Source organism: Streptococcus oralis (assembly GCF_003943395.1).
Classification (GTDB): Bacteria; Bacillota; Bacilli; order Lactobacillales; family Streptococcaceae; genus Streptococcus; species Streptococcus oralis_BF.
Map to the genome: position 1 here is coordinate 122,281 of NZ_RJPJ01000004.1, position 12,088 is coordinate 134,368.

Annotated in this window: 11 protein-coding genes; 5 read left to right on the top strand and 6 right to left on the bottom strand. The window is 44.1% G+C overall.

Annotated elements, in window-relative coordinates:
- Nucleotides 1–22: 22 nt before the first annotated feature.
- Nucleotides 23–1,084, bottom strand: a complete 1,062-nt coding sequence (locus D8802_RS04540; RefSeq protein WP_125394943.1) for a M24 family metallopeptidase — start codon at nucleotides 1,082–1,084, stop codon at nucleotides 23–25.
- Entirely contained in the window at nucleotides 1,077–3,908 is a 2,832-nt protein-coding gene (gene uvrA, locus D8802_RS04545; protein WP_125394944.1) for an excinuclease ABC subunit UvrA, read from the bottom strand. Before uvrA ends, D8802_RS04540 begins: the two co-directional genes overlap by 8 nt.
- A gap of 136 nt (nucleotides 3,909–4,044) precedes the next feature.
- On the opposite strand from uvrA, the gene D8802_RS04550 reads away from it, so the two are divergent.
- From D8802_RS04550 to D8802_RS04565, 4 genes are all read left to right on the top strand, one after another.
- A complete protein-coding gene (locus D8802_RS04550; protein WP_084974527.1) occupies nucleotides 4,045–4,989 on the top strand; it encodes a magnesium transporter CorA family protein in 945 nt (314 codons plus the stop codon).
- Nucleotides 4,990–5,000: 11 nt separating this feature from the next.
- A complete protein-coding gene (locus D8802_RS04555; RefSeq protein WP_125394945.1) occupies nucleotides 5,001–5,678 on the top strand; it encodes a DUF1129 domain-containing protein in 678 nt (225 codons plus the stop codon).
- Between the two features lie 15 nt (nucleotides 5,679–5,693).
- Nucleotides 5,694–6,041 carry a TfoX/Sxy family protein gene (locus tag D8802_RS04560; protein ID WP_000331828.1) on the top strand — a complete coding sequence of 116 codons (348 nt, stop codon included), beginning with the start codon at nucleotides 5,694–5,696 and terminating at the stop codon, nucleotides 6,039–6,041.
- Between the two features lie 161 nt (nucleotides 6,042–6,202).
- On the top strand, nucleotides 6,203–7,234 hold the full coding sequence (locus D8802_RS04565) for a S66 family peptidase (protein WP_125394946.1): 1,032 nt from the start codon (nucleotides 6,203–6,205) through the stop codon (nucleotides 7,232–7,234).
- Nucleotides 7,235–7,286: 52 nt separating this feature from the next.
- Here the strand turns inward: D8802_RS04565 and D8802_RS04570 are convergent, their stop codons facing one another.
- The 3 genes from D8802_RS04570 to ruvA are packed head-to-tail and all read right to left on the bottom strand — an operon-like array spanning nucleotide 7,287 to nucleotide 9,125.
- The gene (locus D8802_RS04570) at nucleotides 7,287–7,961 is read right to left on the bottom strand and encodes a CPBP family intramembrane glutamic endopeptidase (protein ID WP_185758196.1); all 675 of its coding nucleotides are present in this window, start codon (nucleotides 7,959–7,961) and stop codon (nucleotides 7,287–7,289) included.
- Nucleotides 7,962–8,522 (bottom strand): DNA-3-methyladenine glycosylase I, encoded by a 561-nt coding sequence (locus D8802_RS04575; RefSeq protein ID WP_125394948.1) that lies wholly within the window; start codon nucleotides 8,520–8,522, stop codon nucleotides 7,962–7,964. It abuts the gene before it with no gap.
- 9 nt (nucleotides 8,523–8,531) lie between these two features.
- Nucleotides 8,532–9,125, bottom strand: a complete 594-nt coding sequence (ruvA, locus tag D8802_RS04580; RefSeq protein ID WP_000273410.1) for a Holliday junction branch migration protein RuvA — start codon at nucleotides 9,123–9,125, stop codon at nucleotides 8,532–8,534.
- A gap of 159 nt (nucleotides 9,126–9,284) precedes the next feature.
- On the opposite strand from ruvA, the gene D8802_RS04585 reads away from it, so the two are divergent.
- The gene (locus tag D8802_RS04585) at nucleotides 9,285–9,782 is read left to right on the top strand and encodes a helix-turn-helix domain-containing protein (RefSeq protein WP_125395000.1); all 498 of its coding nucleotides are present in this window, start codon (nucleotides 9,285–9,287) and stop codon (nucleotides 9,780–9,782) included.
- Between the two features lie 150 nt (nucleotides 9,783–9,932).
- On the opposite strand, the gene mutL is transcribed toward D8802_RS04585, so the two are convergent.
- Nucleotides 9,933–11,882 carry a DNA mismatch repair endonuclease MutL gene (gene mutL, locus D8802_RS04590; protein WP_125394949.1) on the bottom strand — a complete coding sequence of 650 codons (1,950 nt, stop codon included), beginning with the start codon at nucleotides 11,880–11,882 and terminating at the stop codon, nucleotides 9,933–9,935.
- Nucleotides 11,883–12,088 lie beyond the last annotated feature (206 nt).

Below are 12,088 nucleotides of genomic sequence, written 5' to 3' on the forward strand. Positions count from 1 at the left end.
TCAACGATTTATCTTAATTTTCTTAAATAATAATTAATTCCTTCGGCGCTAGAGTCAACAATTCGCAACCGTTATCTGTAATTAAGATATCATCTTCGATACGAACCCCGTATTTGCCTTCAATATAGATACCTGGCTCGTCTGTCAAGGTCATTCCTGCCTTAATCGTATCGGTAGAAGTTTGGCTAAAGTATGGTTCCTCATGGATATCCAGTCCGATACCGTGACCGATACCGTGGGTAAAGTAGTCACCATAACCCGCTTCTACGATAATGTCACGAGGAATCTTGTCAAAGTCACGGAAACCTAATCCTGCCTTAGCTTGGTCAATCAAGGCTTGGTTGGCTTTTAGAACCGTATGGTAAATCTCTGCCTGTTCGTCGCTAACATGCCCCAAGTAGATAGTCCGTGTCATATCACTGACATAGTGGTCGTAGAGACAGCCAAAGTCCATGGTAATGGCTTCTCCTGCTTCAACCGGTTTGTGCATTGGATGGGCATGGGGTTTAGAAGAGTTGATGCCACTTGCTAAAATGGTATCAAAAGACAAGCCTGCCGCTCCTAGCTCACGCATGCGGAAGTCAAGGAAGTTGGCAATTTCGATCTCAGTTTTTCCTGGTTTGATAAAATCAAGCGCATCGCGAAAAGCTTGGTCTGAGATAGAACATGCCTTACGAATAGTCGCAATCTCCGCCTCATCCTTAATCATACGAAGCGCTTCAACAAACTGAGTCTGCGGAAGTAAATCCAAACCTGCAAAAGCTGCCTGCATACGGTGGTAATAAGAGACCGAAATCTCGTCCTCAAAACCGATGCGAGACAAGCCCATATCCTTAACGATGCCTGCAATAACAGCCAATTCATCACGATCAGCCACAATTTCAAAACCTGTCACTTCTTGCTTAGCTGCAATGATATAGCGAGAGTCTGTCACCAAAATCTGACGGTCACGGCTGATAAAGACTGTTCCATTTGAACCCCAAAAACCAGTCAAATAATAGACGTTTTTAAGGTTATTGATAATGATTCCATCTAGTTCTTTTTCTTGCATTTTAGCTAGAAATGCTTGCACACGTTTATTCATGACGTAATTTTCCTTTCAAATAGTGTCCTGTGTAGCTGGCTTCATTGGCCGCTACTTCTTCTGGGGTTCCTATTGCGATGATGGTTCCACCACCGACACCGCCCTCAGGTCCCAAATCGATGATATGGTCTGCCGTCTTGATAACATCTAGATTGTGCTCGATGACGAGGACAGTATTTCCATCGTCGACAAAGCGAGCCAAGACTTTAAGCAAGCGAGCGATATCCTCAGTATGAAGCCCTGTCGTCGGCTCATCCAGAATGTAGAAGGATTTTCCTGTCGAGCGTTTATGGAGTTCGCTAGCCAACTTCATACGCTGGGCTTCTCCTCCAGAAAGGGTGGTAGCCGGTTGACCTAGCGTTACATAGCCCAGCCCCACATCCTTGATGGTCTGAAGTTTGCGTTGAATCTTGGGAATGTGTTGGAAAAATTCCACCGCATCATTGACGGTCATATCCAAAACCTGCGAGATATTTTTTTCCTTATAGTGAACTTCTAAGGTTTCACTGTTATAGCGGGTCCCGTGGCAGACTTCACAAGCCACGTAAACATCAGGCAAAAAGTGCATCTCGATCTTGATAATCCCGTCACCTGAGCAGGCTTCGCAACGACCACCCTTAACGTTGAAACTGAAACGGCCCTTCTTGTAGCCTCGAATCTTGGCTTCGTTTGTCTGGGCAAAAAGGTCACGTATATCGTCAAAAACTCCTGTATAGGTAGCAGGGTTAGACCTTGGCGTACGTCCGATAGGGCTCTGGTCAATGTCAATCAAGCGGTCTACATGCTCAATCCCTGTAATCGTCTTAAACTTACCAGGTTTGTCTGAATTGCGGTTAAGCTTCTGGGCAATAGCTTTTTTGAGGATGCTGTTGATTAAGGTCGATTTCCCTGAACCTGACACACCTGTCACCGCAATGAATTTTCCTAATGGGAAGCGAGCAGTGATATTTTGCAAGTTATTCTCACGCGCTCCCGTCACTTCGATAAAACGACCATTTCCGGAATGGCGCTCTTCTGGCACTGGAATCGCTCGTTTACCTGACAAATACTGACCTGTGATAGACTTACTGTTGCGAGCCACTTGCTTAGGCGTACCTGCAGCGACAATTTCCCCACCAAATGCTCCCGCACCAGGACCAACGTCAATCAGATAATCTGCCTCTCGCATAGTATCTTCGTCATGTTCCACCACGATGAGAGTATTGCCCAAGTCACGCATCTTTTTCAGACTGGCAATCAAGCGGTCATTATCCCTCTGATGAAGGCCAATCGACGGCTCATCCAGGATATAAAGGACACCTGATAGGTTGGACCCAATCTGGGTCGCCAAGCGAATACGCTGACTCTCCCCACCTGAAAGGGTTCCTGCCGAACGTGACAGAGTCAGATAGTTGAGGCCTACGTTATTGAGGAAGGTCAAGCGATCCTTGATTTCCTTGAGAATGGGACGGGCGATAATGGCTTCATTTTCAGACAGGGTCAGCTGGCTCACTAATTCCAAGTGGTCTGCGATAGACAGGTCTGAGATTTCTCCGATATGTGGCCCTTGCTCACCACCCACACGGACAGACAAGGCCTGGTCATTGAGACGGTAACCGTGACAAGTTCCGCAGGTTAGCTCATTCATGTAGAGACGCATTTGGGTGCGCGTGTAGTCACTATTGGTTTCATGGTAACGACGCTTGATATTATTGACAACTCCCTCAAAAGGAATGTCGATATCGCGCACACCACCAAATTCATTCTCATAGTGGAAATGGAATTCCTTGCCATCTGAACCGTAGAGAATCAAGTTCTTATCTTCTTCTGACAAATCCTCAAAAGGCTTATCCATATCCACTCCAAAGGCTGTCATGGCTTGTTCCAGCATATTTGGATAGTAGTTAGATGAGATAGGATTCCAAGGTGCCAGCGCCCCCTCGCGGAGCGTTTTGCTGGTATCAGGAACTACCAAATCAGTATCCACCTCCAGCTTGATGCCCAAACCGTCACACTCGCTACAAGAGCCAAAAGGAGCATTAAAGGAGAAGAGACGAGGCTCTAACTCTGGAACAGTAAAGCCACAAACTGGGCAAGCATAATGCTCAGAGAAGAGCAACTCAGAATCGTCCATAGTGTCGATAATGACATAACCTTCTGCGATACGAAGGGCAGCCTCAATGGAGTCAAAGAGACGACTACGGATACCCTCCTTGATAACAATACGGTCGACCACAACATCGATATTGTGTTGCTTGCTCTTAGACAGCTCAGGCACTTCGGTCACATCATAAACTTCCCCATCCACACGGACGCGTACATAGCCGTCTTTCTGAACCTTTTCAATGACACTCTTATGTTGCCCTTTTTTCTTACGAATGACAGGAGCTAAGATTTGCAGACGTTGGCGTTCTGGCAATTCCAAGACCTTATCTACGATTTGCTCCACAGAAGAGGCCTTGATAGCCCCGTGCCCGTTAATACAGTACGGCGTCCCTACACGTGCGTAGAGGAGACGCAGATAATCATTGATTTCAGTCGTCGTTCCCACGGTCGAGCGTGGGTTTTTACTAGTCGTTTTTTGGTCGATGGAAATAGCTGGGCTGAGACCATCAATGGCATCCACATCTGGTTTTTCCATATTGCCCAAAAACTGGCGAGCATAGGCTGACAAACTCTCCACATAACGACGTTGTCCCTCCGCATAGAGGGTATCAAAGGCCAGACTGGATTTCCCAGACCCTGACAAACCAGTCACAACAACCAGCTTGTCTCTTGGAATCTCCACATCGATATTTTTTAAGTTATGGGCACGCGCCCCATGAATGACAATTTTATCTTGCATCTTTGTTCTTTCTAGTCCATTATTGCTTTCCATTATACCAAAAAATGTGAAATTCTATTACCCAAAAAGCTGTTTTTATAGTATAATAGTACGGTGCAAAAAATGAATCACTGAATAGTAGGAAAGGATAGGGGATATGAAACAAGTTTTTCTCTCAACAACAACTGAATTTAAAGAGATCGACACGCTTGAACCGGGTACTTGGATCAACCTCGTCAATCCTACACAAAATGAATCGTTGGAAATCGCCAACGCCTTCGATATCGACATCACCGACCTCCGAGCACCGCTCGATGCGGAAGAAATGTCCCGTATTACCATCGAAGATGAGTATACTTTGATCATCGTAGACGTTCCCATCACAGAGGAAAGAAACAACCGCACCTACTACGTAACGATTCCGCTGGGGATTATCATCACCGAGGAAACCATTATCACCACCTGCTTGGAACCTCTCCCAGTTCTCGATGTCTTTATCAACCGTAGACTGCGCAACTTTTACACCTTCATGCGTTCACGCTTTATCTTCCAGATTCTCTACCGCAACGCAGAGCTTTACCTTACAGCCCTTCGTTCGATCGACCGTAAGAGTGAACAAATCGAAAGTCAACTTCACAAGTCTACTCGAAACGAAGAGCTGATCGAGCTCATGGAATTGGAAAAGACCATCGTCTATTTCAAGGCCTCACTTAAGACGAACGAGCGCGTGATTAAGAAATTGACCAGCGCAACTAGCAATATCAAGAAATACCTAGAGGACCAAGACCTGCTCGAAGATACCCTGATTGAAACCCAACAGGCCATCGAGATGGCAGATATCTATGGAAACGTCCTTCACTCTATGACAGAGACCTTTGCCTCTATCATTTCCAACAACCAGAACAACATCATGAAAACTCTGGCTCTCGTGACCATCGTCATGTCTGTCCCGACCATGATCTTCTCAGCCTATGGGATGAACTTTAAGGATAATGAAATCCCTCTGAACGGTGAGCCACACGCCTTCTGGTTAATCGTCTTTATCGCCTTTGCTATGAGTGTTTCGCTCACTCTCTATCTCATCCATAAAAAATGGTTCTAAGAGGAATCCCTATGTCTCAGATTGATTTACAAAAACTAACCAAGAAAAACCAAGAGTTTATCCACATCGCTACCCAACAATTTATCAAAGATGGCAAAACAGACGCTGAAATCAAGACTATCTTTGAGGAAGTTATTCCCCAAATCCTTGAGGAACAAGCTAAAGGTACGACCGCTCGTTCCCTCTATGGCGCTCCAACCCACTGGGCTCACAGTTTTACCGTCAAAGAACAGTACGAAAAAGAGCATCCTAAGGAAAATGACGATCCAAAACTCATGATTATGGACTCAGCTCTTTTCATCACTAGCCTCTTTGCCCTCGTCAGCGCCCTCACAACCTTCTTCTCAACAGATCAGGCTATTGGCTATGGTTTGATTACCCTCTTGTTGGTTGGACTTGTAGGAGGACTTGCCTTCTACTTGATGTACTACTTTGTCTACCAGTACTATGGACCAGACACAGATCGTAGCCAACGTCCTCCTTTCTGGAAATCAATCCTCGTCATTCTGGCCTCTATGGTCCTTTGGTTGGTTGTCTTCTTTGCAACAAGCTTCCTACCAGCTAACCTCAATCCAGTCCTTGCTCCATTGCCTTTGGCCATCCTGGGAGCGGCTCTTCTCGCCCTTCGCTTCTATCTCAAGAAACGCTTCAATATCCGAAGCGCAAGCGCAGGCCCATCACGTTATTAAGAAAAGTGAAACGCTATGGCATATAGTCAATCCTTAGCACAGCAGATTCGAAAAATTCTAGCACTCAAACTTCCTCCCCAAATTTTCGAAGAAGAGTTAGAAGAAAAGAAACTGTTTGGTGGCCTGGCCTTTATGATTCGTGGGAAAATGGTCCTTACAGTCAGTTCCAGAAAGAACGAGCTGGTTATGGTGAGAATTGGCAAAGAAATGGAAAAGCAAGTTCTACCCCGAACAGGAGCCCATACTACATTGATGAGAGGGCGACCTTATCATGGCTATATAGACCTAGATATAGAAGGTCAAAAAGAACTTCCTTACTGGATTGATTTAGCCCTCTCCTATAATCAAGAATTGACCAAGTAACTCATATCTAGCGAGATTAGAAAAACGAAAAGCAACTGCACAGGCGGTTGCTTTTTCACTTGCTTTCTTGATATCCGACAGAACTTCTGAGTCTCATTCTTATAGTTTTCTCTCATCTTTTGTGATAAAATAGGCTCAATCTATTTCTAGGAGGATGAGATATGGTTTCTACTATTGGTATTGTTAGTTTGTCTAGCGGTGTTATCGGAGAGGATTTTGTCAAACACGAAGTCGATTTGGGTCTCCAACGTCTCAAGGATTTGGGACTCAATCCTGTCTTTCTGCCCCATTCGCTAAAAGGGTTAGACTTTATCAAGGACCATCCTGAAGCACGTGCAGAGGATTTGATGCAGGCCTTTTCGGACGATAGCATCGACATAATCCTATGCGCCATCGGTGGGGATGATACCTATCGTTTGCTACCTTATCTTTTTGAAAACGATCAGCTTCAAAAGGTTATCAAGCCAAAGATTTTTCTTGGCTTCTCGGATACAACCATGAACCACCTTATGTTGCATAAACTAGGGGTCAAGACTTTTTATGGCCAATCTTTTCTAGCAGACATTTGTGAATTGGACAAGGAGATGTTGCCCTATAGCCTCCACTACTTTAAAGAACTGATCGAGACTGGGAGAATTTCAGAAATCCGCCCTAGCGACCTTTGGTATGAGGAAAGGACTGACTTTAGTCCCAAGGCCCTGGGAACAGCTCGTATCAGTCATGTAAATACAGGCTTTGATTTGTTACAAGGAAATACCCAGTTTGAGGGAGAAATTCTCGGAGGTTGCCTTGAATCTCTCTATGATATATTTGACAATTCTCGATACGCAGACAGCACAGTTCTCTGCCAAAAGTACAAACTCTTCCCTGACTTATCCGACTGGAAAGGAAAAATCCTCTTGCTAGAGACAAGCGAAGAAAAGCCTGAGCCAGAATATTTCAAAAAGATGTTGCAGACTTTAAAGGAAACTGGGATATTCGCGGTCATCAGTGGACTCCTGGTCGGAAAACCTATGGATGAAACTTTCTATGATGACTATAGAGAGGCACTATTGGATATCATTGACAGCAATATCCCAATTGTCTATAATCTGAATGTCGGCCACGCAACTCCAAGAGCCATTGTTCCCTTTGGAGTCCACGCCTATGTAGATACACAGGAGCAAGTCATTCGCTTTGACTATAACAAATAAAGCTGAGGATAATTTCTCAGCTTTTTTCTCACTATCATTACTGGCATTTTCATCACATACTACTGATAGCTAAAATGATTAAGGAGAGGCTGTTGCTTAACATATGAACAAGTAGGGGATAGTAGATATTCTCCTCTTCTTTCACATAAATAATAGAAAAGGCAAGGCCGCCACCTAGATAACCTACTGCACTGATCCACTCTGATAAAGACAAGTTATGCATATGTGTCAGGGAAAAAACAAGACCGACTAAAAAAATACTTAACCAGCTTGACAGATATTTTCCTAACCAATGCAATAACACCTGACGGAAAAAGAGTTCTTCTACCGCAGGACCAACCACACAGGAAAAGAGCAGCAAAAGAAGGGGCTGACTGCGAAACGTATTTTGAATATTGGTCTCATTTTGCCCTACTCCATCCAGTCCCAGTGTCTGCCGCAATATCCCTGATAGGGAGGCAAAGAAGAAGGTCATCAGAAAGAGAAGGAGCAAATATTTCAACACTCCTAACCAAAAATTTCTTGAGGACACTTTGATTTCATTACATTTTTGAATCAACTCTGATTTAAACAAGAAACATCCATATAGAAAAATTCCTGTATAGGCTAGATAATTTGTAGTCGAAGTCGACAACAGAAAATCAAAGAGGTGAACACCATCAAAAACAAAGAGAACAGTATAAAGAATCGCAAAAATAAGGATTCCCTTATGTTTATTAGACATCATTTATCTCCCCTTCCACTCACAATCATTCTCGTGGTCGTCAACTAGACCTGCTGCTTGTAGAAAAGCCAAAACTGCGACTGGACCTGTGAACTTGAAACCTTGTTTTTTGAGATCTTGAGATAACTTTTCAGACAAGGCTGTTTTAGCAGGTGCTAGGTGATAGTCAGGAACATCATTCACGATCGTTTTTCCATCGACGAAAGACCAGAGGTAGGCATCAAAGGAACCGTAGGTTTCCTGGACTTGTAAAAATGCTTGAGCGTTGGCACGCGTCGCAAAAATCTTGGCTCTATTTCGGATGATGGCTGGATTATCTAACAAAGCTTCCAACTCCCCATCTGTCATTTCTGCGACACGTTGGGCTTGGTAGTGGTGAAATACTTCTCGGAATCCTTGGCGTTTGTTTAGTACCGTTTCCCAAGACAGACCAGCCTGATAAGTCTCCATACAGAGCAACTCAAAAAGAGCACGGTCATCATGAAGGGGTTGGCCCCACTCTTCATCATGATAGGCCACATATAAAGGATTGTTCATTTTAACCCAACCACAGCGTTTTGTCATAAAAATCTCCTATTTGACCAACATCTTAAGGGCCGACTTGATATAGTTCTCTGCTGTATCCGTCGTTCCTTCAAAGAATTTCTTGATTTTCTTGAGCTCAGTCGCCTTGTAGCCCAGTGCCAACATGGCTTCCATAGCTTCTTCCAGTTCTTGGTTTTCAGCGCTTGTTTGAACTGCCACCTTGGCAGGAAGGTCATCACTAGCCACAACTACCTTGCCTTCCAAGTCCAGCACCATCTGCTGGGCTGTTTTCTTGCCAATTTTAGGGAACTTGGTCAAGTAGGTGATGTTCTTAGTCTCAATCGCCTGAACCAAGCCAGCATTGTCATCGGCAGCGATAATAGCAAGAGCTGATACAGGACCAATCCCAGAGACCGAAATCAGACTGAGAAAGAGCTTCTTCTCGTCTTCTGAGCGAAAGCCGTAAAGCAGATGGGCATCCTCACGGACAACTTGATGCACATAAATTTGAGTTTCTTGATTAACCTGACCTGAGTAAGCATAGGGATTGGCTACATGCAAGATATAACCGATACCGTTCGCCTCTAGGACAATGTATTTAGCAGTGATTTTGGTAATGATTCCTTTAAGATATTCGTACATAATTTTTTCTCCATTATTTTGCCTATCTAGTATACCATATTTCCTCGAGACAGACTGCAACAAAAGGTGCAACCTCTGGTTGACAAATAGTACAAGAGATTGTATTCTCATTATAAGTAAAAATTGTTAGGATAGAGGTAGAAAAAGGAGGATAGAATGATGAAACTCGCAGAAAAACTATTTGAGCTCCGAAAGGAAAAAGGTTGGTCCCAGGAAAAGCTAGCTGAACAAATCAATGTTTCTCGGCAAAGCATCTCAAAATGGGAGTCTGGACAAGTCCTTCCAGAAATCGAAAAAATCATTGAATTAAGCAAGATTTTCCAAGTGACAACTGACTATCTACTACTGGATGAAAACTCTGAAAAATCTTCCACGGCAGTGATTTTGGAGGAAGACAAGGACAACTACTATAAAGAGGTTAAATCCTATGGTCTCTGGCAAGTGATTTATATTTTCGTCTTAGCTCTGGCTATCTATCTCTTTTTAGCCGGTTCTAGTTTCCCAGCCGAATTCACTGCTTGGATCTGGCTAACCTTTGTTCTCTTGATTGCTTCAGCTATTGCTATCAACAAGACTCTCAAAACCAAACAACGTTATCTTGATAAAGTGATTGGTCTTGAGAATCCTTCCGACAAAGACGACTCTACAAAACCTTGAATCACCTAATTGAGTTTTCGCAATATTTTTAAGAACTGGTCTTGTCAAGCAAGTGTAAACTTCGTGTCAAGCTGCCCATGTCCAATCAAGTTCTCACTTTAGAAAAACTAAAAAGCCTTGTTCGAAAAGGAACAAAGGCTTTTTGTGTTCTTAATATTTCCCCAACTCTCGGAGGCTGGTATGATTCTCCTGAATGCGTCGGAACATCTTTTCCATATCCGACTTGGTGAAATGCACCAAAACCGGGCGTCCGTGGGGACAGTTGTAAGGATTGTCACATTGAGAGAGCTGATAGAGGAGTTGTCTAGCGGAGTGGTCATCGATGCGATGATTGGCCTTGATAGACCGCTTGCAGGACATCATAATAGCCAGCTCTGCTCGGTATTTCTTGATAGAAACTTCCCTGGTCAAAAGGAGCATGTCACACATCTCATAGATACCAGATTCGATTTCCTCTTCGGCCATCCAAATAGGATGTTCACGCAGGATAAATTGATTTTCCCCGTACTCTGCTAGAAAGACACCCACTTCTTCTAAAAGAGGCATTCTTTCCTTGAGACGAAGGGCATCATCCGCAGGAAATTCAAAGATGTAGGGCACTAGGAGTTGCTGCTGGCTCTGGTCAACATTGCCAATACTTTCTCGGTATTCCTCGTATTTAACCCGTTCCTGCGCCGCATGTTGGTCTATGATGTAGAGCCCATCTCGCCCTTGGGCAAAGAGATAAGTCCCGTGCATTTGTCCAAAAAATTCCAACTCTGGGAAGCTGGATGCTTCCTCTCGCTCCAGCTTGTCATAAGCCTTATCAAGACTGGCTAAGTCTAACTCTGGATGGTCTAATTGGTCATAGTTAGCAGGCTTTCTCTCTGCAAAATGCAGTTTTGCTGGCTTGGTCAACTGGTCCAAGGTTTCCTGGGCAAATAAGGTCAAATCTTTCCCTTCCTCAGTCAATTCTACCTGATGATCAGCCACCTCAACTTGACTGGGTTTTGAGAGTTCTGTTTTTTCATAGTAGAGCGTATTTTCTTTGAGTGGGAGAATGGTCTGCTCTACCTTTTGACGATTGCGTACGGTCGACTTGGCAAGATTTTCTAAAGCATCAGGTATCAAGGCTTGTTCCTTGAGACTATTTGAAATAGCCTCTGAAAGCAGCGCCATTAGCTCTCTTTCCTTGGAAATTCGCACCTCTTGCTTGGTCGGATGCACATTGACATCTGCCAAATAAGGGTCAATATGGATATGAATCACGGCCAGTGGAAAACGGCCTACCATGAGTTTGCTTCCATAACCATCCAAAATAGCACGATTAAGCAAGAAGTTCTTGATATAACGGCCATTGATGAAGAGGCTGATATAGTTGCGATTAGCTCGAGTCAACTCCGGCAAAGAAACAAAACCTGAAATCTCGAAATCTAAGTCAGAGTTTTCAATAGCAATCATCTTCTTGGCACTCGCCAAGCCATAAATTCCTGCGATGGCTTGACGCAGTTGACCAGTTCCAGCTGTTCGTGTCATTTCCTTTCCATCACTAATCAAACTGAAGGAAATTTCAGGATGGGCTAAGCCCAGACGGTTGACAATATCAATGATATGAGACAATTCCGCTTGCTGGCTCTTCATATACTTGAGACGGGCAGGCGTGTTGAAAAAGAGGTCCTCCACACAAACCTTGGTTCCTACAGGACTAGTCGCTGGGATGATTTCCTCAACTTCTCCCCCACGCGCGACGAGCTTGGTCCCATGACTCGCACCATCCACCGCCGTCAACAGAGTCAGAACACTGACAGAAGCAATAGAAGGCAGGGCTTCACCACGAAAACCAAGCGTCCGAATCCGAAAGAGATCTGCTTGGTTTTTTATCTTACTGGTCGCATGACGACGCAGGGCCAATTCCACCTCATCGTGGGCAATTCCATGACCATTATCGGTGATTTGAATTTTCTTAAGACCAGCTTCCTCAATCTCAATGATAATCTGGCTAGAACCCGCGTCAATGGCATTTTCTACCAACTCTTTGACCACACTTGCAGGACGTTCAATGACTTCTCCTGCCGCTATCTGGTTTGCCAGCACCTCTGGCAATTCAATAATATGAGACATCTTTCAGCCCCTTTCTGTATCTATTTTCCTAGAAATTGATTAGTGTTATTATACCATATTTCAGATACTATCAGAAAAAGCAAATACCACATAGACTCCAAATCTCTCCACATAGGCAAAAGCTCTTGCTATGGGTCGTAAAATAGTGTTTAATAAAGGTGTACAAGAAGTGATCACAACCTTGTATAACTGAAAAGGAGGGAAAT